The following is a 25,064-nucleotide window of genomic DNA, read 5'->3' as shown; positions in this document are numbered from 1 at the left end:
CCCGACACCACGGATCTGGAGCCCCGCCATGGCCACGCTGATCCTGTCCTCGGCCGGCGCCGCGGTGGGAACCGCCCTCGGCGGCCCCATCGGCGGAATCGTCGGGCGGGTGCTCGGCTCGGTCGCGGGCTCGGCGCTGGGCGGCGCCCTGTCGGGCTCCGGGCGCACGCGCTTCGTCGAGGGGCCGCGCCTCGCCGACGTGGCCGGGCTCACCTCCACCGAGGGCGACCCGATCCCCCGCGTCTACGGACGCGCGAAGGTTGGCGGCAGCCTGATCTGGGCGACGCGCCCGCTGGAGGTCGCCAACACCACGGTGCAGCGCGCCGCGACGCCCGCCAAGGGCATGGGCGGCCAGAAGACCGTCGCGACCCGGTACGCCTATTTCGCCAACCTCGCGGTCGGGCTGTGCGAGGGCGAGATCGCCTTCGTCCGGCGGATCTGGGCGGACGGCCGGGAGATCGACCAAGTCGGCCTCGCGATCCGGGTCCACACCGGCGGGCCGGACCAGGCGCCCGACCCGCTGATCGTCGCCAAGGAGGGGCCTGAGAACGCGCCCGCTTATCGCGGCCTCGCCTACGTGGTGTTCGAGGGCCTGCCGCTCGCCGAATTCGGCAACCGCGTGCCGCAATTCGCCTTCGAGGTGATCCGCCCGGTCAACGGCCTGTTCGGCCGGGTCCGCGCCGTCGACCTGATCCCGGGGGCCGGCGAGTTCGCCCTCGATCCGGACCGGGTCACCGTCGATCTCGGCCTCGGCCGGACCGAGGCGGCCAACCGCCACCAGCTCCAGCGCATCACCGACGTGATCGCGTCTCTGGACGCCCTCCAGGCCCTGTGCCCGAACCTGCGCCGGGTCGCCGTGGTGGCGACCTGGTTCGGCACCGACCTGCGCGCCGGCACCTGCCGGGTGGTACCCAGGGTCGAGACCGGCCGGAAGCATGCGCGGCCGGAGGACTGGTCGGTGGCCGGGATCGCCCGCGGCGCGGCCGAGGTGGTCTCGACCCTGCCGGACGGGACGCCATCCTATGGCGGCACGCCCGCGGATGCCGGGCTGACCCGGCTTGTGGCCGAGCTGGCGCGCCGCGGCCTCGACGTTCTGCTCTACCCGTTCGTCATGATGGACGTGGCCGCCGGCAACGGCCTGCCCGATCCCCGCGCGCCGGGCGCGTCCCAGCCGCCCTATCCCTGGCGCGGGCACGTGACCTGCGACCCGGCGCCGGGCCGTCCGGGCAGCCCGGACGGGACCGCCGCCGCCGACGCGCAGGTGGAGGCGTTCTTCGCCAACGGCTACCGCGCCGAGGTGCTGCACTACGCCGACCTGGCGGCGCGCTGGGCGGCCGCCGGCGTGCGGCTCGCGGGCTTCGTCATCGGGAGCGAATTCGTCGGCCTCACCCGGGTGCGCGGCGGCGCCGGCTACCCGGCCGTGCAGGCGTTCCGGAGCCTCGCCGCCGACGTGCGCGCGCGCCTCGGGCCCGGGGTCGCCCTGGTCTACGGCGCGGACTGGACCGAGTACGGTGCCGATGTCCGCGACGGCGGCGCCACGGTGCGGTTCCCCCTCGACGACCTCTTCGCCGATTCCAACATCGCGGCGGTCGGAATCGACTGGTACCCGCCCGTCTCCGACTGGCGCGACGCGCCGGAGCACGCCGACGGCGCGGCGGCCGGCGACATCACCGACCGGGCCTATCTCCGGGCCCGCGGCGCCTCCGGCGAGGCCTTCGACTGGTACTACGCCGACGCGGCCGGCCGCGCCGCCCAGGACCGCCGGCCGATCACCGACGGCGCCGCCGGCAAGCCCTGGATCTTCCGGCCGAAGGATCTCGTCGCGTGGTGGTCGAACCCGCACGTGGAGCGCGACAACGGCGCCGAGACCCGCACCACCGCCTGGGTTCCCATGGGGAAGCCCGTCTGGTTCACGGAGGTCGGCGTGCCCGCGGTGGACAAGGGCACCAACGGCCCGAACGTCTTCCCGGACCCGAAGTCCCCCGAGGGCGCCTATCCGCCGGCATCCCGCGGCCTGCGCGACGAACTGATCCAGATCCGCGGGCTGGAGGTGATCCTCGCCCGCTTCGACCCGGCCGATCCCGGCTTCCGGGAGGCCGACAACCCGGTCTCTCCGGTCTACGGGGGCCGGATGGTCGATCCGGACGGGATCTTCGTCTGGGCCTGGGACGCGCGCCCGTTCCCGGCCTTCCCGACGGTCCGCGGCGTCTGGGCCGATACCGGCAACTGGCGCATCGGCCACTGGATCACCGGCCGGATCGAGGGCTGCGACCTCGACCTGCTGGTCCTCAAGATCCTGGGCGAATTCGGCTTCGACGCCGACGTGTCCGTGGAGGCCGCCGCCTATCTCGACGGCTACGTCGTCGACCGTCCGCTCACGGCCCGCGGCGCCCTGGAGACCCTGGCGCAGGTCTACGGCCTCGACGTCTCGGCCGTGGCCGGCATCCTGCGCCTGCGCGGCCCGCGCCGCGACCGGCCCGTGGTGCTCGCCGAGGCCGACCTCGTCGGGCTCGCGCGGGAGAAGCCGGTGCTCCGCCAGGTCCGCGCCGAGGAGAGCGCCCTGCCGCGCTCGGTGGAGCTCGGCATCACCGAGGCCGAGAGCCCGGAATACCGCCGCGCCACGGCGGCGGCCGTGCGACCCGCCGGTGCGCGCCGCCGCGAGACCCGGATCGAGGCGGCGATCGTCACGCGCCGCGAGACCGGCGACGGGCTGGCCGAGGCGATCCTCGACCGCACCCTCTCGGCCCGCGATACCGCGGCGTTCACCGTGAGCCCGCGCCGGATCGCGCTGGAGCCCGGCGATCTCCTCGCGATTCCCGCGGACGTGCCGGGCGGCACGGTGCTGCGCAGGATCGACCGGATCGACGACGCCCCCACGGGCCGCCGGATCGAGGCGAGCGGCGTGCCGCCCCGGGGTGGGCCCGGGCGCCTGCTCGCCCGAAGCCCGGCCCAGCCGGAGGCGCCGCCGCCGGTCTTCCCGGGGCCGCCGCTCGCGCTCGCGCTCGACCTGCCGGCGGACCGCGGCACCCCCACGGTTCTGCAATGGTGCGCGGTGGCGGCCGAGCCGTGGCCCGGCGCGGCCGCCATCTGGCGCGCGGAGGGCGCAGGCCCGCTCAGCCTGCACGGCCACGTCGATTACCCTGCCTGCCTCGGGCAGACCCTGTCGCCGCTGCCCGCCGGGCCGCTCTGGCGGATCCAGCGCGGCGTGCACCTCGACGTCACCCTGCGCCGGGGCGGCGCGCTCGCCGCCATCGGCGAGGCCGCGATGCTGGCGGGCGGCAACCTGTTCGCCCTGATCGGGCCGGACGGCAGCGGCGAGCTGCTCTGCGCGGCGAACGCCGTGCTGACCGGGCCCGACACCTACCGGCTGTCCGGGTTCCTGCGCGGCCTCGCCGGCAGCGAGGCCGCGGCGGGGCGGACGAGTCCGTCCGGAAGCCTGATCGTGCGCCTCGACGACGGCGCGGCGGTGCCGCTCGTCGATCGCCTGGACGAGGCCGGGCGGGGCTTCCGCTACCGGGTCGGACCCGCGGACCGCGATCCGGGCGACCCGTCGTTCACGGCGTTTTCCGCCACCGCCGGGTTCTCGGCGCTCCGGCCCCTGCGGCCCGTCCACCTGCGGGCGCGCCGGGTTGCCGACGGCGTCCGGCTCTCGTGGATCCGCCGGGCGCGGCGCGACGGCGATGCCTGGGAGGCCGCCGAGATCCCGCTCGACGAGGCCGAGGCCTACGACGTCACGGTCTTCTCGGCGTCCGGCGCTGCCCTGCGCACGCTCCGGGCAGACGCCCAGCAGATCCTCTACGCCGAGGAGGCGGCGGATTTCGGCGGCCCGCAGCGCAGCCTCGACGTGGCCGTGGCGCAGCGCGGCACCGTCGCGGGGCCCGGGCCCGCCTGCCGCGCCCGCATCCCCGTCCGCTCGGCCTGAACCACCGGAGGTGCCCCATGTCCGACGTCACGCCCCATCTCGGCCTGCCGCTGATCGCGGCGAGCCAAGCGCAGAAGCACGTCACCCACAACGAGGCGCTCGGCCTCCTCGACGCCCTGGTCCAGCTCGCCTGCCTGGACAAGGACCTGACCGCGCCGCCGCCGAGCCCGGCCGAGGGCGACCGCTACCTCGTGGTCGCGGCCGATCCCGGCGGGGCCTGGGCGGGTCTCGGCGGGCAGGTGGTGCGCTACGCCGACGGGATCTGGACCGGCTCGGCGCCGCGGGCCGGATGGTTCGCATACCTGATCGATGAGGCCGACCTCTACGTGTACGACGGTGCGGCCTGGACGAGCTTCCGCCGGAGCCTCGCGGCGATCGAGAGCGTGAGCCGCCTCGGGATCAACACGGGTGCGGATTCCTACAACCGCCTCGCCGTCAAGGCGGATGCCGCCCTGCTGACCTGGGACGACGCCACCCCCGGCTCCGGGGACATGCGCGTCGCGATCAACAAGAAGACCGCCGCCCGGGACGCCGCTCTGGTCCTAGAGACCGGCTACGCGGCCCGGGCGCTGCTGGGCCTCCTCGGCAGCGACGATTTCAGCCTCAAGGTGTCGGCGGACGGCTCCGCCTACGCGACGGCGCTCACCGCCTCGGCGAAGACCGGCGGCATCGACTTCACCTCCGCCGAGACCACGCTGGCTTCCGCCGCCGCCACCGATCTCGGCGGCACCGGCACGCGGCGGGTCTTGGTCACGGGTGCGGCGACGATCACGAGCTTCGGCGGCATCCCCGGCCGGGAGCGGCTCGTGCGCTTCGCCGGACGCGTGCGGCTGGTCCATGATGCGGACGCGCTCGCGCTGCCGACCCGGGCCGACATCGTCACGGCGGCCGACGACACCTGCCTCGCCCTCTCGGACGCGGCCGGCCGCTGGCGCGTGTGGCACTACCAGCGGGCCGACGGGACACCGCTGGCGGCCGGGACGCGGGCCGCTGCGTGAGCGGTTCCGCGGTATCGCTCAACCCCCTCTTGCCGCCTCTTGGCGCCGTTCGACTGACCCGCCGGTCGCTCCGGGCTCCGCTCCGCGGTCCCAGCGTGACGGATGAGGTTTCCACAATCCGGTCGCGCCGCCCAAGGCGTGATGCGGAAGGCGTGATGCCGAAGGCGTCGTTCAGATCGGACCGATCGGGGTTCAACTTCCGCGATCGGGCGGATCGTCCAGCCGCGCCGCCACTTCCCGGGCGCCCGCTCGCGCTCGATTGCCTCGACGACGCGGTCGTGGGGCGCGTACCGGACGGGTCGTGTCATGGCGCAGGTCGCGGCACCGCCGCGCCTGAGCCGCCGCCACGCGCGGGGACCCGACGCGCGCGCGTTCGCCGCGCCGGGATGGAGGGTGCCGTGCGGCCCGCTGGCCATCACGTACGCGTGGCAGGCCGTCGGGAAGCCGCCCGCGCCTCAGGATCGGACGCCCGGAGATACCCTGTGGGACCAGGCCCGGCCGTTCCGGGCTCGCCTGGGGCGTCCCGCAGCGACGGGCGATCCTCCGAAGGCTCCTGGCACCCCGGACCGTGCACGGGCGTGCTCCGAGAGGGCGGGGTCCCTGCGCTCACCCTGTCGCGAGCGCCGCCAGCATCACCGGCTCGATCGCCGCGTAGCCCGCCGGGTTGAGGTGGATGCCGTCGTCGGTCAGCGTCGGGCGAAGCGCCCCGGACGCGGTGGCGAGCGGCGCGTGATAATCGACGAGGCGGGCGGCGCCCGCCGCGCAGGTCGCGCGCAGCCACCCGTTCAGGGCGCGGATGCGCGCGACCGGCCGCAACTCGGGACGCCAGCCCTGAAAATCGCTCGGCATCACGGTGCCGATCCAGAGGGGCAGCCCCGCCTCGAAGGCGAGCCGCCCCATGGCGAGGATGTTCTCGCAGATCGCCCGGTCCGAGACCGGGCCGTCCACCTCGGCGATGTCGTTGATCCCGCAGAGCAGGTGAACGCCGCGCGCCCCCGCCGCGTCCCGGAGGAAGCGCGCCCGGATCTGCCCGCTGGTCTCGCCCGGCACGCCCCGCGCCAGGAGGCCGTGCCGCGCGAAGGTCTCGGCCCCCGTCACACCCCAGGCGGCGGTGATCGAGTCGCCGATGAACACCAGCGGCCGGTCCTGTCCGCGTCCCACCATTCACACCATCCACGCCGCCGCCCGGGGGACGGATCCCGCGGTGCCATAGCCCGGCGGCGGCCGGCCGGCCATCGCGGGGAGCACGCCCATGCAGACCACCCGATCCGCTCGGCCGCCCGCCCGCACCTTCGAGGAAGCGTGCCGGAGCCTCGGACCCCGCCTGATGCGCGACCTCGGCCTGACCGACGTCCAGGCCGCGGGCCTCCTCGGAAATCTCGGCCACGAGAGCGGCGGGTTCCGCGACCTTCAGGAGATCGCTCCCGCGGTCCCTGGTTCCCGCGGAGGCTGGGGGCTCGCGCAGTGGACCGGCCCGCGGCGCACCGCGATGGAGGTCTGGTGCCGGGCGCACGGCCTCGATCCGGCCGCGCCCGAGGCGAGCTACGGCTATCTCTGCGTGGAGCTGCGCACCACCGAGGCCCCGGCGCTCGCCGCCCTGCGGCAGGCCCCGACGCTCGAGGCCGCCACTGCGGCGGTCTGCCGGCGGTTCGAGCGGCCCGGCATCGTGGCGCTGCCGAGCCGCCTCGCCTGGTCACGGCGGGCGCTCGCCGCGCTCCGCGGCGGTGACGCGCGGAGCCCCGGCGAACCGCGCTGAGCCGGCCGCGCCGAAGCTGTTCCCGAGCCGGCCGGGTCCGCCGCGCGCCTGTCCACGGAGATCGTCCATGACGCACCGCATCCGAGCGGGGCTCGCCCTCGCCTGCGCCGCCCTCCCGTTCGCCGCCCTGCTGTCGCCCGCGCGGGCGGGGGACGGGACCGCCTCGGCCGTGAGCGTGCCGTGGGGCGACTGGCTGGTCGCCCTGCTCCAACCGGCCTCGGCCGTGCTCGTGCCGATCGCCGCCGCGGCGGTGACGGCCGGCATCGCCCGGGTCGCGCCCTGGGCCACCTCCGTGCTGACGCGGGACCGGGTCGAGGCGGCGATCCGGGCCGGCGCCGCCTATGGTCAGAACGCCGTGGCCGGCGCCGCCAAGGGTCGGACCGTCAGCGTCGATCTCGGCGCCGCCGTGGTGGCCGCCGGCGCCCGGCACGTCCTCGCCACCGCGCCGGCCCACGTCGTCCGAAGGGCGGGCGGAGCCGAGGGGGTCGCCGCCCGCATCTTCCGGGCGCTGCCCCTGGAGCCGCAGGCCAGCGCGGCCAACGTCCTCGCCCCGGCGCTGGCGGAGCTGCAGGGTCCCCCGGCCCGGAAGCCCGCCCTGCGACGCGGCTGAGGCCTCGTCGGGTTCCGGCACGACCACGACCGGGCGCCCCGCGCCCGGTCCACCGGCTCAGGGCTCGGCCATGACCATCATCCGCACGCCGCCCCGCAGACCCGCACGGGCGCCGCCCGAGGACGAGCCCAGGTCCGGCGCCGCCCTCGGGGGCCGGGCGCGGACGATCCGCTTCCCGCCCTTCTGGCACGCGTGGTTCGCGCGCCAGACCGAGACGCGCCTCGCCGTCCTGGACGAACTGATCGACGAACGGATCGAGCGGCGGGCCCTGCGCCGGTACCTCCACCGGCTGAAGCACGCGACGATCCTGGCCTTCGTCGCCGCGGCGGCGGCCGCGCACTGGTTCTCGGACCAGATCGCGTGGCTCGCGGGGCGCATCCCCGCCCTGCGGGCCCTCTGGACCGTGGTTGCGGGAGGTTGAGATGGGCGTGCAGCGGGACCGGATCCTCGATCGGCTCTGGCTGGCCCTGTCGGGGGGCGCGGCCCTGTCGATCGCGCTCCACGGGGGCGCGCAGCTCGGCCTCCGGCCCTGGCCTGGCGGCGGCGCCGCCCTCACCGCGGGGGCGACCGCGACCGGCGGGCTTGCCCGACCATCCCGGTTCGTCGCCGGCGGCCGCGACGGGGGCGCCGGGGGGCACGGTGAGGCAACCCGCATGGCCTGTGCGAACCGCCCGGGACGGGGGAACCCGGCGGCGCCTCACCCGTAATGCCGGCACCATGCCGTGCGCCATCCGATCGTTCACAACCCGCATAACCGGTCCCCCTGCCGCTCGGCGCGGCAAGCTGCGCATTCAGGGCGCATTCAGTGCCCTCGGCCCACATCTTCCGCCAATGCGCTACGCCATCGCCCTCGTCGCCATCAGCCTGACTGCAGCGGCCCTCGCCGCGGGCGGCCTCGGCTCCATGGCCGACGATGGTCCGGCCCCGCAGACGGGGGCGGTCTCCGGCCAGGCGCCGCTGCGGATCGAATCCTGCCTGTCCCCCGCCGACATGCGCGAGGAGGTCGGCGAGCGCCGGGTGATCCCGCCCGTTGCTGCGATCCGCGCGGCCCGCACGGTGATCCCCCGGGCCGAGATCCAGCGGGCGAGCCTCTGCCGCTACGAGGACACCCTCGTCTACATGCTGACCGCCTTGCGCCGGGACGGTCATTTCGTGCACGTCATCGTCGACGCGCGCACCGGCAGCGTGTCAGGACAATATTGAGCGGGTGCCGAAACCGCCTCGGAGGGGAATGAGCCGTGCGTCTGCTCGTCGTGGAGGATGACAAGGACATCAACCGGCAGGTCGTCGCCGCCCTGGAGGAGGCCGGCTACGTCGCCGACAAGGCCTATGACGGCGAGGAGGGCGGCTATCTCGGCGAGAGCGAGCCCTACGACGCCATCATCCTCGACATGGGCCTGCCCAAGGCCGACGGCGTCACGGTGCTGCAGAAATGGCGCCGGGCCGGCGTGAAAACTCCGGTGATCATCCTCACCGCCCGCGACCGCTGGTCCGACAAGGTCGACGGCTTCGATGCCGGCGCCGACGACTACGTCACCAAGCCCTTCCACATGGAGGAGCTGATGGCGCGGGTCCGCGCGCTGCTGCGCCGGGCCGCCGGCCACGCCACCAGCCAGATCGCCTGCGGGCCCGTGACCCTCGACACCCGCTCCGGCAAGGTCTTCGTCGACGGCGCCCAGGTGAAGCTCACGAGCCACGAGTACCGGCTGCTCTCCTACCTGATGCACCATACCGGCCGGGTCGTCTCCCGGGCCGAACTCACCGAGCACCTCTACGACCAGGATTTCGACCGGGACTCGAACACCATCGAGGTGTTCGTCGGGCGGCTGCGCAAGAAGCTCGCCGTCGACCTGATCCAGACGGTGCGCGGCCTCGGCTACCTCGTGGACCCGAACCAGCCGCCGGCGCGGGTGTGACGACCGTGTCGGCGCCCGGCACGCTGCCGGCGGTCTTCATGCGCGGCGGGACCAGCAAGGCGCTGATGCTGCACCGCCGGGACGTGCCCGGCGACTTCGCCGCCTGGGAGCCGGTCTTCCTCTCCGCCATGGACAGCCCCGACCCGTTCGGGCGCCAGCTCAACGGCATGGGCGGCGGCGTCTCGTCGGTCTCGAAGATCTGCGTGGTGGAGCGCTCCGCGCGGCCGGACGCCGATATCGACTACACCTTCGTGCAGGTGGTGGTCCGCGACGGCCGCATCGATCTCTCGGGCAATTGCGGCAACATGCTCGCGGCGGTCGGACCGTTCGCCGTGGACGAGGGCCTCGTGCAGGTTGCCGACGGCCCGGTGCGGCTGCGGATCTTCAACACCAACACGCGCAAGCTGATCGAGGCCAAGTTCGAGGTCCGGGACGGCCGCACCGTTTATCGCGGCGCCCTGGCGATCCCCGGCGTGGCCGGCACCGGCGCGCCGGTCCGCCTCGATTTCGTCGAACCGGGCGGTGCGACCACCGGACGGCTGCTGCCCACCGGCGCCGTCCGCCAGATCCTCGACGTGCCGGGCCTCGGATCGATCGAGGCCTCGCTGGTGGATGCGGCCAACGCCTGCGCCTTCGTCCGCGCCGCCGATCTCGGGCTTTCCGGCACCGAGCTGCCCGCCGCCCTGGAGGCCGTGCCCGGCCTCCTCGACCGGCTCGCACGGATCCGCCGGGCCGCTTCCGTGGCGATGGGCATCGCGCCCGATCTCGACGCGGCCGCCCGCATCGTCCACGTGCCGTTCGTCGGCCTCGTGGCGCGGCCGCAGGATTCCGGCAGCCTCTCCGGCACGGCCGTCCGCGCCGAAGAGGTCGACCTCACCGCGCGGATGATCTCCAACGGCGTGCCGCATCAGGCCCTGCCGCTCACCGCCACCCTGTGCCTCGCGGTGGCCGCCCGGCTCACGGGCAGCCTCGTCCACGAGGCCGCCCGCGCCACCGACGCGGCCCTGCGGGTCGGCATGCCCTCGGGCATCCTCACCGCCGACGCGTCCGTGACTCGCGACGGCGACGGCTGGCGGGCCGAGCGCGGCGCGTTCTTCCGGACGGCGCGCCCGCTGATGCGGGGCGCGGTGTACTACGATGCGCCGCCGCCCGTCTGAGCGATAGGCGCCGCGATGATCGACCTTCTCGGCCTCTTCTCCCTGCGCCGCCGTTCCATCGCGGTGCGCCTCGCCGTGTCGGCGTTCCTGTCGAGCTCGGCGATCCTGCTGATCGCGGCTTGGATCCTCACGACCCTCTACCGCGAGAACACCGAGCGGTCCTTCGACAGCCGGCTCCTCGTCTTCGCCAACAACCTCGCCACCGATCTCGTCTCGCCCAACGATCCCGAGAGCCGGACCTTCTCGCTGGGCGACCCGCGCTTCGACCTGCCCCTGTCGGGCTGGTACTGGCAGGTCGGCAAACCCGACGCGAAGCCCCGGGACGTACGCACCTCCCGCTCCCTCGTCGGCGTGCCGCTGCCGGCCGCCACGGATTCGGACGGCAAGGTCGGCGTCGGGCAGATCCGCCAGGGCTACGGCAGGGGGCAGGACGGGCGGCTCCTGCGCATCATGGAGCGCGACGTCGATCTCGGCGAGGAGGGGCGCTACACGGTCCGCGTCGCCGGTCCCGCCGACGAGATCGTCAACGACGTCGACCGGTTCCGCAATTCGCTGACCATCACGTTCGGGCTGCTCGGCCTGTCGCTGGCGATCACGACCCTGCTGCAGATCCGGTTCGGCCTCGCGCCCCTCAAGAAGATGCGCGCCGCGCTGGGCACCGTGCGCCGGGGCGAGGCCGACCGGATCACCGGCACCTATCCCCGCGACATCGCCCCGCTCACCGGCGAGGTGAATCTCCTGATCGAGACCAACCGGGAGATCCTGGAACGCGCCCGCACCCAGGTCGGCAATCTCGCCCACGCCCTGAAGACGCCGCTCTCGATCATCGTCAACGAGGTCGGCGCGTCCGACGCCCCCGAGGAACTGACGCAGAAGATCCGCGAGCAGGCCGCGGTGATGCGCGATCAGGTCAATTACCACCTCGACCGGGCGCGCGCGGCCGCGCTGGCCGGCACCCTCGGCACGTCCACCGAGGTCGAGCCGGCGCTCGCCGGCCTCGTCCGGACGTTCGGAAAGATCTACCGCGACAAGGACATCGCCTACGACGTCCACGTTCCGCCGGGACTGCGCTTCCGGGGTGAGCGGCAGGATTTCGAGGAGATGGTCGGCAACCTCGTCGACAACGCCTCGAAATGGGCCCACGGCCGCGTGGCGATCCGGGCCGAGGCGGTGGACAAGGACGATTATCCCCACCTCGTCGTCGCCATCGAGGATGACGGCCCCGGCCTGCCGCCCGAAGCCCGACAGGCGGTGCTCGGCCGGGGGCGGCGGCTCGACGAATCGAAGCCCGGCTCCGGCCTCGGCCTGTCGATCGTGGCCGATCTCGCCGCCCTGTACCGGGGGCGCTTCACCCTGGAGGAGGCGGCGCTGGGCGGCCTGCGCGCGGTGCTGGAGGTTCCGGGCGACGCGCCGGTGGGGGCCGCGACGCATTGAGACCGCGCCGAGCCGTGCCGGGCGCCTTCGCGCGCCTCCCCGGCGCCGCGGCGCGGCCTCATGGCCACGGCTAGGCCCTTGTCTTCGTGAGGGAGTTGCGTGACACCGTGCCACCGCCGGGGGGCGTCGTGGCGTCACGCCGCCGGCTCCACATGGTGTGGAGGGGTACGGGCCGGTCCGGCCCGCTGGCGAAGGTTTGATGACGGCGATCTGGTTCATCCTGGCGGCCATGACCGCGGCGGCCGTCCTCGGCCTGCTCTGGCCGATGTCGCGGCGCGCCGCCGTTCCGACGGGCGAGGCGGGCGGGTCCGGGCTCGCCACCGAGACCGCGTTCTACGAGGATCAGATCGCCGAGATCGGGCGCGACCTCGAGCGCGGCCTGATCGCCCCGGAGGAGGCCGAGACCGCCAAGGCGGAGGCGGGCCGGCGGCTGCTCCGGGCGAGCCGCGAGGCGCAGCGCGAGGCCGAGGACGACGACCTCGCCGAGGCTGCGCGCCCGGCCGAGCCGCGCCTGCGCCGGCGCCGGGCGGCGTCCGCCTTCGCGCTCTCCACCATCCCCCTGGTGACCCTGATCGCCTACGGCCTCTACGGCTCGCCCGAACTGCCCGCGCAGACCGAGGCCGACCGGCAGGCTGCCCGCGGCGGCACCGACGAACTGATGAAGGCGGTCGGCCAGATCGAGACGCGGCTCGCCCGCGATCCGAACGACGCCCGAGGCTGGGCGGTGCTCGCCCCGGTCTACATGCGCACCGGCCGCTTCGACGACGCCGCCCGTGCCTACGGGAACATCGCCCGGCTGAAAGGCGAGACCGCCGACCTCCTCGCCGATCAGGGTGAGGCGCTCACGGCGGCCAGCAACGGCACCGTCGCGCCGGAGGCCAAGGCGCTGTTCGAGAAGGCGCAGGCCAAGGACCCGAACGCGCCCAAGCCCCGGTTCTACCTTGCCCGGGCGGCCGAGCAGGCGGGAGACACCGGCGAGGCGATCCGCCAGCTCACGACCCTCGAAGCCGCCGGGCCGCCCGACGCCCCCTGGCTCGGGGTGGTCCGGCAGACCCTCGCCCGCCTGAAGGGCGAGCCGCCGCCGCCCGAGGCGCCCCCGACCGCTCCGACGATTCCGGCGGAGCAGCAGGCGGCGATCCGCGGCATGGTCGACGGGCTCGATGCCCGGCTCAAGGGCGGTGGCGGCACCGCCGACGAGTGGCTGCGGCTCGTCCGCTCCCGGGTCGTGCTCGGCGAGCACGATCAGGCGGCCGCCGCCCTGGCCCGAGCCCGCGTGGCGCTGGCCAACGATCCACAGGGTTTGGCCCAGGTGGAGCAGGCCGCCCGCGCCGTCGGCCTGGACAATGCGCCGTCCCAGCCGGCGGGGCCCGGCGGACCGGCGGCCCGGGCCGAGACCGAGGCCGCGATGGCGGCCGTGCGCGCCATGCCGCAGGCCGACCGCGACGCGGCTATCCGCGGCATGGTGGAGGGCCTCGACCGGCGCCTGGCCGCGCGGGGCGGCATGCCGGACGAGTGGCTGCGCCTCGTGCGCTCCTACAGCGCGCTGGGCGAGCGCGACAAGGCGATCAGCGCCCTCGACCGCGCCCGGATGGCCCTGGCGGCCAACGGCGAGGCGGTGGCCCGCCTCGACGGGCTCGCCCGGGAACTCGACCTGCCGGTCAAGCCCAGTCCCTGACGCCGGGCCGGCGCGCCGCGCCGCGCGTACGACAATCCGTCTCGACGGCTGCCCTTGACCCGCGCCCGCACGGAGCCGACACCTTCAGGAAGCTAGAATGAGAACGGTTCGGGTCTGGGCGGAGCGCCGCCTGCCGGACCGCGGGGTGGACGTAACCGTGACGCGTAAGAGCCGCCGCCTGATCCTGATCGCCGCCTGCGGCAGCGTGCTCGCGCTGGCCGTGGGGCTGATCCTGTTCGCCATGAGCGGCTCGATCGTGTTCTTCCGGTCGCCGACCGACATCGCCCAGCAGGCGATCGCGCCGGGCACGCGCCTGCGGCTGGGCGGCCTCGTGAAGGACGGGTCCCTCAGGCGCGGACCGGACCAGACGGTGGATTTCTCCGTCACCGACACGAACGCCACCGTGGCGGTCCACTACAAGGGCCTGCTGCCGGACCTGTTCCGCGAGGGGCAGGGCGTGGTCGCCGAGGGCGTCCTAGAGCCGGGCGGGCAGTTCCGCGCCGACACGGTGCTGGCCAAGCACGACGAGTCGTACATGCCGCGCGAGGTGGCCGACGCGCTGAAGGCTCAGGGGCGCTGGCAGGAGGGTGGCCCGAACAAGGGCGGCCCGAAGCCCGCCACGGCCGCGGCCGATACGACCCTCGGCCCGCGCAGCGAGCGCTAAGGGAAACCGCATGATCGTCGAGACCGGCCACTTCGCCCTCGCGCTCGCGCTGGCGATCTCCCTCGTCCAGATGGTGATGCCGATCTGGGCCGCGCGCTCGGGCGACCCGGCCCTGCGCCAGACCGCCTCGCAGGCGGCGCTCGGTGCCTTCGCCTGCGTGCTCTTCGCCTTCGCGGCGCTCACCTGGGCGCACGTCAAGTCGGACTTCTCGGTCCAGAACGTCGTCGAGAACTCGCACACGCAGAAGCCGCTCATCTACAAGATCTCCGGCGTCTGGGGGAACCACGAGGGCTCGATGCTCCTCTGGGTCCTGATCCTCACCCTGTTCGGCGCCTGCGTGGCGGCCGCCAGGAACTCCGTGCCGCCGCGGCTGCGCGCCAGCACGCTGGGCGTGCAGGGGCTGATCACCTTCGTGTTCCTGCTGTTCATCATCACGACCTCGAACCCGTTCAGCCGCGTGATCCCCGCGCCGCTCGAGGGCAACGATCTCAACCCGCTGCTGCAGGATCCGGGTCTCGCGATCCACCCGCCGCTCCTCTACGTCGGCTATGTCGGCTTCTCGATCAGCTTCGCCTTCGCGGTGGCCGCGCTGATCGACGGGCGGATCGACGCCGTCTGGGCCCGGGCGGTGCGCCCCTGGACGCTCACCGCCTGGAGCTTCCTGACGCTGGGGATCGCGATGGGCTCCTACTGGGCCTATTACGAACTCGGCTGGGGCGGCTGGTGGTTCTGGGACCCGGTGGAGAACGCCTCCCTGATGCCGTGGATCGCCGGCACGGCGCTGCTGCACTCCACCGTGGTGATGGAGAAGCGCGACGCCCTGAAGGTCTGGACGGTGCTGCTGGCCATCCTGACCTTCTCGCTCTCGCTGATCGGCACCTTCCTGGTCCGCTCGGGCGTGATCACCTCGGTGCATTCCTTCGCCACCGACCCGACCCGCGGCGTCTTCATCCTGGCGATCCTGATCCTGTTCATCGGGGGCTCGCTGACGCTCTTCGCGTGGCGCGCGCCGCTGCTGCGGCAGGGCGGGCTGTTCGCGCCGATCTCCCGCGAGGGCTCCCTCGTCCTCAACAACCTGTTCCTCGTGGCGGCCTGCGCCACCGTGCTGGTCGGCACCCTGTACCCGCTGGTCCTGGAGATGCTGACGGGCGAGAAGATCACGGTCGGGCCGCCCTTCTTCAATTTGACCTTCGTGCCGCTGGCGATCCCGCTCCTGCTGATCGTGCCCTTCGGGCAGGCCCTGGCGTGGAAGCGCGGCGACGTGCTTGCCGCGTCGCAGCGCCTTTTCGCCGCCCTCGCGGTGGCCCTGGTGATCGGCCTCGCGGTGCTGGCCATGACGTGGGGCGGCCCCGTCATGGCGCCCGTCGGGATCGGCCTCGGCGCCTATCTGCTGATCGGCTCCGCCCTGGAAATCGTCTCCCGCGCCCGCGGCTACGGCGCGAGCCGGGCGCGCTCGCTCGGCCAGATCGGGCGGCGCGCGGTCGGGTTGCCGCGCTCGGCGTGGGGCACGGCGCTCGCCCATGCCGGGGTCGGCGTGGTGGTACTGGGCATCGCCGCGCAGGGCTGGGCCGCCGAGGGGCTCGCGACGTTGAAGCCCGGTCAGAGCCTGACGGCCGGACCCTACACGGCGACCCTCGACAGCGTCGGTCCCCGCCAGGGCCCGAACTACGAGGAGGCCGCCGCCACCCTGACGATCCGCACCCGCGCCGGCGACGAAGTCGGGCACGTGGAGACCGGCAAGCGGTTCTATCCGAGCCGCAAGATGGCGGTTACCGAATCCGGGCTGCTGACAATCGGCGCCAGCCAGGTCTATGCCAGCCTCGGCGAGATGAGCCAGGACGGCGGCGTCGGCCTGCGGCTGTACTACAAGCCGCTGGTGCTGCTGATCTGGCTCGGGGCCGTGGTGATGGCGCTGGGCGGCGGGCTCTCGCTCACCGATCGGCGGATGCGCGTGGGCGTCCCCGCCAAGGCGAGGGTGCGGCCGCTGCCCAACGCAGTGCCGGCCGAGTGAGGGCGCAGATGGAGGCTTCCGCGATTCTCGCTCCCCCGGCCGCGGGGAAGGGTGGCGCAGCGTGCGGCCGTCGCGTCGGCCGGGAGAGGGAAACCCGGCGGCCGGATGAGGCTGCGGCCGTCCCCTCGGGCGCGACCGGGGCTGACTCGGCGCACCCCTCGTTCCCGTTGCTGCGCAGGGTACCGGCCCGCGCAGGAATGGCGGGGAGGGCGCGCCCATGGATCGGCGTGGCGGCCTTGCTCCTGGCCGCATGCATCACCCCCGCCTGCGCCGTCCAGCCCGACGAGGTGTTGAAGGATCCTGTCTTGGAGCACCGCGCCCGGGAGATCTCGGCGGAACTGCGCTGCCTCGTCTGCCAGAACCAGTCGATCGACGACTCCGATGCGCCGCTCGCCAAGGACCTGCGCGTGATCGTGCGCGAGCGTCTGGGCAAGGGCGACAGTGACAAGGCGGTGCTCGCCTACGTCGTCGATCGCTACGGCGAGTTCGTGCTGCTGCGCCCGGTCTTCGCCCCGCACACCCTCCTGTTGTGGTTGACGCCAGTGCTCGCGGTTCTGCTCGGTGGGTTCGGCATCTGGCGCCTCGCGCGCCGCCGGCCGGCGGCCCCCGCGCGAAACCTCTCGGCCGCCGAGGAGGCGGAGGTCGCCGCGCTCCTGCGGCGGGAGTAGGATCGCCGCAGGGGTGCGATTCGTCGAGGCCGCTCGGCACGAGTCTTGGATGAGGCATCGCAGACCGTAGGATCGGCGACGCGCCCCGGGGCAGGACGATGACGGCCGCTACCCTCACCATATCGAGCCGCAACTACTCCTCGTGGTCCCTGCGGGGCTGGCTGATCTGCCGGATGGCGGGCCTCGACTTCGAGATCGAGGTCCTGTCGGGCACCGATGCCACCAGCCGGGCGGAACTGCTCCACCTCTCGCCGTCCTTCCTGGTGCCGCGCCTGCGCCACGGCGACGTGGTCGTCTGGGACGCGCTCGCCATCGCCGAATGTCTCGGCGAGATGTTCCCGGAAGCGGGCCTGCTGCCGCGGCCCGTGACCGAGCGGGCCCATTGCCGGTCGATCTCCGGCGAGATGCATTCGGGCTTCGTGAACCTGCGCTCGGCGCTCCCGATGAACCTGCGCGCCTTCCACCCCGCTTTCCCGCTGTTCAACGGCGCGAAGGCCGACATCGAGCGGATCGTCACCATCTTCGACGATTGCCTGGACCGCTACGAGGGCCCGTACCTGTTCGGCGCGCGCCCCTGTCTGGCGGACGCCATGTTCGCGCCGGTCTGCACCCGCTTCCGCACCTACGACGTCGCGCTGCCGCCCCGCGCCGCCACCTACCGCGACACGATCCTGCACTGGCCCCTGATGGTCGAGTGGGCCGAGGCCGCCGCCGAGGAGCCGGAGGAGATCGAGGAACTGGAGATGGAGTTCTGACCGGATCGAACGGTCCGGTTCAGTCCCGCGGATGAGGTGCCGCAATCCGATCGCGGTGCGGTCGACGACGCTGGGCTCCGGGTCGTCGCATGGCACCCGCGCGCAGAGCGGTCTTGCCGCTGCGGCACAGCGAGCGCCCCGTTCGGGCGTTCGACCGGCTCAGCCCTGCAATTTCATGCATGGCACAAAGTGATGGTGCATTGCACGCGGGGCCGGCGGGCTGCGGCGTCGATACGAAAATGCGTTTCCAGCCAAACATTTAGTTCGTATTCACACGATCCGCCCAGGCTGGGTGACAGCTCGACAAATATCCTTTGTCGAGCGACCGGACTGCTCGATTGAAGCGAACTGGCATTTCTGTTCCTGTTCAGCCTTAGAACAGGAACAGACTGGGCTGGAAACCATGGCGCGTCACGAGCCCTGGAGCGCCGAGCGCGCATCCGGGATCATCGCCGAACACACCCATCTCGAAGGGGCCACGCTGCCGATCCTGCACGCGCTGCAGGCGACGTTCGGCTACGTGGATACCGGCGCCGTCCCGCTGATCGCGGACGCGCTCAACCTGTCCCGCGCCGAGGTGCATGGCTGCGTCACCTTCTACCATGACTTCCGCGCCCATCCCGCCGGCCGCCACGAGGTGAAGCTGTGCCGGGCCGAGGCCTGCCAGGCCATGGGTTCCGACAAGCTCCACCGCGAGATCCTCGGCCGCCTCGGCTGCGGCTGGCACGAGACCACCGCGGACGGCAGCGCCACGGTCGAGCCGGTCTACTGCCTGGGCCTCTGCGCCAACGGTCCCGCCGCGCTGGTCGACGGCGAGCCTTTGGCTCACCTGACCGCCGACGCCCTCGAAGCCGCCTTGACGGAAGTGCGCCAGTGAGCGTCACCCTTTACGTTCCCCGCGACGCCGTCGCTCTCGGCCTGGGCGCCAACAAGGTCGCCCGGGCCCTGTTCGCCGGCGCCGAGCGCCGCGGCCTCGACGTCACCGTCGTGCGTACCGGCTCCCGCGGCTTGGCGTGGCTGGAGCCGATGGTCGAGGTCGGCACGCCTGAGGGGCGCGTCGCCTACGGGCCGGTGAAGCTCGTGGATGTCGAGGCCCTGCTGGATGCCGGCCTGACCACGGGGGGCGACCACACCCTGCGCCTCGGCGATCCCGAAAAGATCCCGTTCCTCGCCCGGCAGCAGCGCCTGACCTTCCACCGCTGCGGCGTGATCGACCCGGTCTCCGTGGACGATTACCGGGCGCATGGCGGCTACCGCGGCCTCGAGGCCGCCCTGAAGCTCGATGCCGAGGGCATCGTCGCGGCGGTGCGCGATTCCGGCCTGCGCGGCCGGGGCGGTGCCGGCTTCCCGGCCGGCATCAAGTGGAACACCGTGATGCTCGCCAAGGCGGACCAGAAATACGTGGTCTGCAACGCCGACGAGGGCGATTCCGGCACCTTCGCCGACCGGATGATGATGGAGGGCGATCCCTTCAACCTCATCGAGGGCATGACCATCGCGGGCGTCGCGACCGGCGCCACCCGCGGCTACATCTACCTGCGCTCCGAGTACCCGCAGGCCTTCGCCACCCTGAAGGAGGCGATCGCCAACGGCGTGACGGCCGGCGTGCTCGGCGACAACGTCCTGGGCTCGGGCAAGAGCTTCCACCTGGAAGTGCGGCTGGGCGCCGGCGCCTATATCTGCGGCGAGGAGACCTCGCTGCTGGAGAGCCTCGAGGGCAAGCGCGGCATCGTGCGGGCCAAGCCGCCGATCCCGGCGCTCAAGGGCTTCCTCGGCAAGCCGACGCTCGTCAACAACGTCATGACCTTCACGGCCGTGCCGTGGATCCTGGAGAACGGCGCCAGGGCCTACGCCGATTACGGCATGGGCCGGTCGCTCGGCACGCTGCCGATCCAGCTCGCCGGCAACATCAAGCACGGCGGCCTGATCGAGATGGCCTTCGGCATCACCCTGCGGCAGGTCATCGAGGATTTCGGCGGCGGCACGCGTTCGGGCCGGCCGGTCCGGGCCGTGCAGGTCGGCGGGCCGCTGGGCGCCTACTTCCCCGACCATCTCCTCGACACGCCCCTCGATTACGAGGCGATGGCGGCCAAGAAGGGCCTCGTCGGCCACGGCGGCATCGTGGTGTTCGACGACACCGTCGACATGGCCGCCCAGGCCCGCTTCGCCTTCGAGTTCTGCGCCACCGAATCGTGCGGCAAGTGCACCCCCTGCCGTATCGGCGCGACCCGTGGCGTCGAGACCATGGACAAGGTGATCGCCGGCATCCGGCCGGACGCGAACCTCAAGCTGGTCGAGGATCTCTGCGAGGTCATGACCGATGGGTCGCTCTGCGCCATGGGCGGGCTCACGCCCATGCCAGTGATGAGCGCGATCACCCATTTCCCCGAGGATTTCAGGCGCGCCGGCGATCTGCCGGCTGCGGCCGAGTGAGGAGCGGTCGATGGGCCTAATCAAGGAGATCGACTACGGCACGCCGATCCGCGTGTCGGAGCAGACCGTCACCCTGACGATCGACGGCATGGAGGTCACGGTGCCGGCCGGCACCTCGGTGATGGCGGCGGCGATGCAGGCCGGCACGCAGATCCCGAAGCTCTGCGCCACCGACTCGCTGGAGCCGTTCGGCTCGTGCCGCCTCTGCCTCGTGGAGATCGAGGGTCGGCGTGGTACGCCTGCCTCGTGCACGACCCCGGCCGAGAACGGCATGGTGGTGCACACGCAGAACGAGAAGCTCGCCAAGCTCCGCAAGGGCGTGATGGAGCTCTATATCTCCGATCACCCGCTCGACTGCCTGACCTGCGCGGCGAACGGCGACTGCGAGCTGCAGACCCAGGCCGGCGTCGTCGGCCTGCGCGACGTCCGCTACGGCTACGAGGGCGACAACCACGTCCGGCCGAGCTCGGAAAAGTACCTGCCGAAGGACGAGTCGAACCCGTACTTCACCTACGACCCGTCGAAGTGCATCGTCTGCAACCGCTGCGTCCGCGCCTGTGAGGAAGTGCAGGGCACCTTCGCGCTGACCATCGCGGGCCGCGGCTTCGACAGCCGCGTGGCGGCCGGCCCGACCAATTTCTTCGAGTCCGAGTGCGTCTCCTGCGGCGCCTGCGTGCAGGCGTGTCCCACGGCCACGTTGCAGGAAAAATCGATCCACGAGTACGGCCAGCCCGAGCACGCGGCGGTGACGACCTGCGCGTATTGCGGCGTCGGCTGCTCGTTCAAGGCCGAGATGCAGGGCGAGCGCGTCGTCCGCATGGTCCCCTACAAGGGCGGCAAGGCCAACGAGGGCCATTCCTGCGTGAAGGGCCGCTTCGCCTACGGCTACGCCACCCACAAGGACCGCATCACCAAGCCGATGATCCGCGAGAAGATCACGGATCCGTGGCGCGAAGTTTCTTGGAAAGAAGCCATCGACCGGGCCGCGAGCGAGTTCAAGCGGATCCAGGCGAAATACGGAAAAGACTCGGTCGGCGGCATCACATCGTCGCGCTGCACCAACGAGGAGGCCTACCTCGTCCAGAAGCTCGTGCGCGCCGCCTTCGGCAACAACAACGTCGATACCTGCGCCCGCGTCTGCCACTCGCCGACCGGCTACGGCCTGATGTCGACGCTCGGCACCTCGGCTGGCACCCAGGACTTCAAGTCGGTCGAGAACTCCGACGTGATCCTGGTGATCGGCGCCAACCCGACCGACGGCCACCCGGTCTTCGGTTCGCGGATGAAGAAGCGCCTGCGCCAGGGCGCGAAGCTCATCGTCGCCGATCCGCGCAAGATCGACCTCGTGAAGTCGCCCCACATCAAGGCCGACTATCATCTGCCGCTGAAACCCGGCTCGAACGTCGCCTTCATCAACGCGCTGGCGCACGTGATCGTCACGGAAGGGCTGGTCGACGAGGCCTATATCCGCGAGCGCTGCGACCTCGCCGAGTTCGAGTCCTGGGCCCGGTTCATCGCCGATGAGCGCCACTCCCCGGAGAGCCAGCAGCAATTCACCGGCCTCGACCCGGCGGAGGTCCGCGGGGCGGCCCGGCTCTACGCCAAGGGCGGCGCGGCCGGCATCTACTACGGGCTGGGCGTCACCGAGCACAGCCAGGGCTCGACCATGGTCATGGGCATGGCCAACATCGCCATGGCCACCGGCAACATCGGCAAGCTCGGCGCCGGCGTGAACCCCCTGCGCGGCCAGAACAACGTCCAGGGCTCCTGCGACATGGGCTCGTTCCCGCACGAGCTCACCGGCTACCGCCACGTCTCCGACGACGCCACCCGCGAGAGCTTCGAGGCCCTCTGGGGCGCCAAGCTCGACAACGCGCCGGGCCTGCGCATCACCAACATGCTGGACGAGGCCGTCGAGGGCACGTTCAAGGGCCTGTACATCCAGGGCGAGGACATCGCCCAGTCCGATCCCGACACGCACCACGTGACCTCGGGCCTGATGGCGATGGAGTGCATCGTCGTCCAGGACCTGTTCCTGAACGAGACCGCCAAGTACGCCCACGTCTTCCTGCCGGGCGCCTCGTTCCTGGAGAAGGACGGGACCTTCACCAACGCCGAGCGCCGCATCTCCCGGGTCCGCAAGGTCATGGCCCCGATGGGCGGCTACGGCGACTGGGAGGGCACGGTGCTGCTCTCCAACGCGCTCGGCTACCCGATGAGCTACAGCCATCCGTCCGAGATCATGGACGAGATCGCCGGCCTGACCCCGAGCTTCACCGGCGTCTCCTACGCCAAGCTCGACGCGCTGGGCTCGGTGCAGTGGCCCTGCAACGAGAAGGCGCCGCTCGGCACGCCGATGATGCACGTGGACTGGTTCGTCCGCGGCAAGGGCCGGTTCATGATCACCGAGTTCGTGGCCACCGAGGAGCGGACGGGGGCGAAGTTCCCGCTGATCCTCACCACGGGCCGGATCCTGTCCCAGTACAATGTCGGCGCGCAGACAAGGCGCACCGAGAACTCGCGCTGGCACGAGGAGGACGTGCTGGAGATCCACCCCTTCGACGCGGAGCTGCGCGGCATCGTCGACGGCGACTTGGTCGCCCTGGAGAGCCGCTCGGGCGACATCGCGCTGAAGGCCAAGGTCTCCGAGCGGATGCAGCCGGGCGTGGTCTACACCACGTTCCACCACGCCAAGACCGGCGCCAACGTCATCACCACGGACTACTCGGACTGGGCGACCAACTGCCCCGAGTACAAGGTGACGGCGGTGCAGGTCAGGCGGACCAACCGGCCCTCCGACTGGCAGGCGAAGTTCTACGAGGAGGATTTCTCGTTGACGCGCATCGCCAATTCCCAAGACACCACGCTCGACGCGGCGGAGTGAACCGATGCGCGCGGTGAGTCAGGAGGACAAGCTCCTCCGCATGGCCAACCAGATCGCCACCTTCTTCCGGTCATACCCGGAAGAGGAGGCGGTCGCCGGCGTCCACAAGCACATCACGGCCTTCTGGACGCCCAAGATGGTCTCGAAGCTTGAAGCCGCCCTGCCGGCGATGGGCGACCGGGCCGACGATCTGGTGCAGCGGGCCCTGCGCGGCGCCGAACCGCAGGCCGAGAGCCCGGTCCGGCCCGCGACCCGCGATCCGCAGAAACTCGGCGACGGTGCCAGCGACGCGGGCTGATCCCGGCGTCGAACTGCGCAGGGCGCGCGATCAGGACTCCTGGACGGGCCTCTTTCCTTGGTCGTTGCGCATGCAGACTGCGGCGATCGGGCGTAAACGTGTCGACTGAGTGATCGGCGACGCTGGCACGTTGCACACAGATCGCGCATCATCCTCCCACGAGCCGCCCATCCACGTGGCTGCCGAAGAGGATGACGTCATGAGTCTTGGGGTTACGGGTGCGGTCGCGCCCGATGCCGCGCCGGGTCTGCTCTCGCGCGAGCGTATCGTCGCCAAGCCGGGCTTCAACCGGTGGCTGGTCCCGCCCGCGGCCCTCGCGATCCACCTGTGCATCGGCATGGCCTACGGCCTGTCGGTGTTCTGGCTTCCGCTGACGCGGGCGCTCTCGGTCGGCAAGCCCGCTGCGGCGGCCTGCCCCGACATGGGCGTGATGACGGCCCTGTTCACCACCACCTGCGACTGGCGGGTGAGCGACCTCGTGACGGTCTTCTCCATCGGGATCGTGGTGCTCGGCCTGTCGGCCGCCCTGTTCGGCGGCTGGCTGGAGCGCGCGGGCCCGCGCAAGGCCGGCATCGTCGCCGCCCTGTGCTGGGGCGGCGGCTTCCTGATCGGCGCCTTCGGCGTCTACATCCACCAGCTCTGGCTGGTCTGGCTCGGCATGGGCCTGATCGGCGGCATCGGGCTGGGCCTCGGCTACATCTCCCCCGTCTCCACGCTGATCAAGTGGTTCCCCGACCGCCGCGGCATGGCCACCGGCATGGCGATCATGGGCTTCGGCGGCGGTGCGATGATCGGCTCGCCCCTGGCGGACAGCCTGATCAAGGGCTTCCGGACCGCGGACTCGGCCGGCGTCTGGCAGACGCTGGCGGTGATGGGCGTGGGCTACATCCTGTTCATGCTGGGCGGCGCCTTCGGCTACCGGGTGCCGCCGGCCGGCTGGCGACCGGACGGCTGGACGGCGCCGGCGGCCAAGAACGCCATGATCGCCTCGGGGCACGTCCACCTCCGGGACGCGCACAAGACCGTCCAGTTCTGGATGATCTGGCTTGTCCTGTTCCTCAACGTCTCCGCCGGAATCGGCGTCCTGGCGCTGGCCTCGCCGATGCTCCAAGAGATCTTCGGCGGCGAGCTGATCGGCCTGCCGGGCACCGGCTTCTCCGCCCTCGATGCCGGCCAGAAGGCGCAGGTGGCAGCGATCGCCGCCGGCTTCGTCGGCCTGCTGTCGCTGTTCAACATCCTGGGCCGGTTCTTCTGGGCCTCGATGTCGGACCGGATCGGCCGGAAGGTCACCTACGCGATCTTCTTCGCGCTGGGCGGCCTGCTCTACGCGGCGGCACCCTGGGCGGCCGGCATCGGCTCTCAGGCCCTGTTCGTCGCCATCTTCTGCGTGATCCTGTCGATGTATGGCGGGGGCTTCGCGACGGTCCCGGCCTACCTCGCCGACGTGTTCGGCACGCAGTTCGTCGGCGCCATCCACGGGCGCCTGCTCACCGCGTGGTCGATGGCGGGCATCGTCGGACCCTTCGTCATCACCAAGATCCGCGAGGCGCAGGTCGCCGCGGGCGTACAGGGGGCGGAACTCTACGGCCGGACCATGTACGTGCTGGCGAGCTTCCTGGCGGTCGGCTTCCTCTGCAACCTGCTGGTCCGGCCCCTGGCCCAGCGCTGGTTCATGTCCGATTCCGAGCGGGCGTCCCTCGACGTCCGCACCGGCGCCACGGTCGGCGGAGCCTCGGGTTCCTTCGGCATCGGGCGCGGCGGTTTCAGCCCGGGCGCGGCCGTGGCCTGGGCGGTGGTCGGCATCCCGATCGTCTGGGGCATCGGCATCACCCTGTCGAAGGCCTTCATCCTGTTCCGGTAAGGCCCAACCCCGGTTGTGGCCG

21 protein-coding genes are annotated in these 25,064 nt (G+C 72.3%); 20 read left to right on the top strand and 1 reads right to left on the bottom strand.

Translation table 11 applies throughout. From position 1 onward, the window contains the following. Positions 1–28 precede the first annotated feature (28 nt). Both MFF58_RS12720 and MFF58_RS12715 read left to right on the top strand, forming a co-directional pair. Complete coding sequence (locus tag MFF58_RS12720) at positions 29–3,922, top strand: baseplate multidomain protein megatron (RefSeq protein ID WP_238287828.1); 3,894 nt, start codon at positions 29–31, stop codon at positions 3,920–3,922. Positions 3,923–3,939: 17 nt separating this feature from the next. Further along, a complete protein-coding gene (locus MFF58_RS12715; RefSeq protein ID WP_238287827.1) occupies positions 3,940–4,920 on the top strand; it encodes a DUF2793 domain-containing protein in 981 nt (326 codons plus the stop codon). Positions 4,921–5,526: 606 nt separating this feature from the next. Here the strand turns inward: MFF58_RS12715 and MFF58_RS12710 are convergent. Then, positions 5,527–6,084, bottom strand: coding sequence for a GDSL-type esterase/lipase family protein (locus MFF58_RS12710; RefSeq protein ID WP_238287825.1), 558 nt, complete (start codon positions 6,082–6,084; stop codon positions 5,527–5,529). A gap of 88 nt (positions 6,085–6,172) precedes the next feature. On the opposite strand from MFF58_RS12710, the gene MFF58_RS12705 reads away from it, so the two are divergent. The 18 genes from MFF58_RS12705 to MFF58_RS12620 all read left to right on the top strand — a co-directional run bounded on the left by MFF58_RS12705 (position 6,173) and on the right by MFF58_RS12620 (position 25,042). Further along, positions 6,173–6,676 (top strand): phage tail tip lysozyme, encoded by a 504-nt coding sequence (locus MFF58_RS12705; protein WP_238287823.1) that lies wholly within the window; start codon positions 6,173–6,175, stop codon positions 6,674–6,676. A gap of 67 nt (positions 6,677–6,743) precedes the next feature. After that, on the top strand, positions 6,744–7,286 hold the full coding sequence (locus MFF58_RS12700; protein WP_238287820.1) for a hypothetical protein: 543 nt from the start codon (positions 6,744–6,746) through the stop codon (positions 7,284–7,286). Positions 7,287–7,356: 70 nt separating this feature from the next. Beyond that, positions 7,357–7,707, top strand: coding sequence for a hypothetical protein (locus tag MFF58_RS12695; protein ID WP_238287817.1), 351 nt, complete (start codon positions 7,357–7,359; stop codon positions 7,705–7,707). Position 7,708: 1 nt separating this feature from the next. Next, positions 7,709–7,993, top strand: coding sequence for a hypothetical protein (locus MFF58_RS12690; protein ID WP_238287815.1), 285 nt, complete (start codon positions 7,709–7,711; stop codon positions 7,991–7,993). 124 nt (positions 7,994–8,117) lie between these two features. Then, positions 8,118–8,489 (top strand): PepSY domain-containing protein, encoded by a 372-nt coding sequence (locus MFF58_RS12685; RefSeq protein WP_238287813.1) that lies wholly within the window; start codon positions 8,118–8,120, stop codon positions 8,487–8,489. A gap of 35 nt (positions 8,490–8,524) precedes the next feature. Then, entirely contained in the window at positions 8,525–9,202 is a 678-nt protein-coding gene (locus MFF58_RS12680) for a response regulator transcription factor (protein ID WP_010684559.1), read from the top strand. Positions 9,203–9,207: 5 nt separating this feature from the next. After that, on the top strand, positions 9,208–10,359 hold the full coding sequence (locus MFF58_RS12675) for a 2-methylaconitate cis-trans isomerase PrpF family protein (RefSeq protein ID WP_373323342.1): 1,152 nt from the start codon (positions 9,208–9,210) through the stop codon (positions 10,357–10,359). Between the two features lie 15 nt (positions 10,360–10,374). Continuing rightward, the gene (locus MFF58_RS12670; protein WP_238287809.1) at positions 10,375–11,793 is read left to right on the top strand and encodes a sensor histidine kinase; all 1,419 of its coding nucleotides are present in this window, start codon (positions 10,375–10,377) and stop codon (positions 11,791–11,793) included. Between the two features lie 199 nt (positions 11,794–11,992). Then, positions 11,993–13,468, top strand: a complete 1,476-nt coding sequence (gene ccmI, locus MFF58_RS12665) for a c-type cytochrome biogenesis protein CcmI (protein ID WP_238287807.1) — start codon at positions 11,993–11,995, stop codon at positions 13,466–13,468. Between the two features lie 157 nt (positions 13,469–13,625). After that, on the top strand, positions 13,626–14,132 hold the full coding sequence (gene ccmE / locus MFF58_RS12660; RefSeq protein ID WP_238287978.1) for a cytochrome c maturation protein CcmE: 507 nt from the start codon (positions 13,626–13,628) through the stop codon (positions 14,130–14,132). A 10-nt stretch (positions 14,133–14,142) separates the two neighbouring features. Further along, a complete protein-coding gene (locus MFF58_RS12655) occupies positions 14,143–16,143 on the top strand; it encodes a heme lyase CcmF/NrfE family subunit (protein WP_238287802.1) in 2,001 nt (666 codons plus the stop codon). A 197-nt stretch (positions 16,144–16,340) separates the two neighbouring features. Further along, positions 16,341–16,811, top strand: coding sequence for a cytochrome c-type biogenesis protein (locus MFF58_RS12650; protein ID WP_238287801.1), 471 nt, complete (start codon positions 16,341–16,343; stop codon positions 16,809–16,811). Positions 16,812–16,909: 98 nt separating this feature from the next. Further along, positions 16,910–17,566: a glutathione S-transferase family protein gene (locus tag MFF58_RS12645; protein ID WP_238287800.1), complete on the top strand. Its 657-nt coding sequence runs from the start codon at positions 16,910–16,912 to the stop codon at positions 17,564–17,566. 403 nt (positions 17,567–17,969) lie between these two features. Next, on the top strand, positions 17,970–18,443 hold the full coding sequence (locus tag MFF58_RS12640) for a formate dehydrogenase subunit gamma (RefSeq protein ID WP_238287796.1): 474 nt from the start codon (positions 17,970–17,972) through the stop codon (positions 18,441–18,443). Then, a complete protein-coding gene (locus MFF58_RS12635) occupies positions 18,440–19,999 on the top strand; it encodes a formate dehydrogenase beta subunit (RefSeq protein WP_238287795.1) in 1,560 nt (519 codons plus the stop codon). The genes MFF58_RS12640 and MFF58_RS12635 overlap by 4 nt, the downstream gene beginning before the upstream one ends. A gap of 10 nt (positions 20,000–20,009) precedes the next feature. Beyond that, positions 20,010–22,883, top strand: coding sequence for a formate dehydrogenase subunit alpha (fdhF, locus tag MFF58_RS12630; RefSeq protein ID WP_238287794.1), 2,874 nt, complete (start codon positions 20,010–20,012; stop codon positions 22,881–22,883). A gap of 4 nt (positions 22,884–22,887) precedes the next feature. Further along, a complete protein-coding gene (locus tag MFF58_RS12625) occupies positions 22,888–23,181 on the top strand; it encodes a formate dehydrogenase subunit delta (RefSeq protein WP_238287793.1) in 294 nt (97 codons plus the stop codon). 199 nt (positions 23,182–23,380) lie between these two features. Further along, the gene (locus MFF58_RS12620; RefSeq protein ID WP_238287792.1) at positions 23,381–25,042 is read left to right on the top strand and encodes an OFA family MFS transporter; all 1,662 of its coding nucleotides are present in this window, start codon (positions 23,381–23,383) and stop codon (positions 25,040–25,042) included. Positions 25,043–25,064: the final 22 nt, after the last annotated feature.

The sequence above is a fragment of the Methylobacterium longum genome, from assembly GCF_022179385.1.
GTDB classification, from domain to species: Bacteria; Pseudomonadota; Alphaproteobacteria; order Rhizobiales; family Beijerinckiaceae; genus Methylobacterium; species Methylobacterium longum.
Note: the sequence above shows the minus strand (reverse complement) of the source record. Positions and strands in the feature narration are given on the sequence as shown.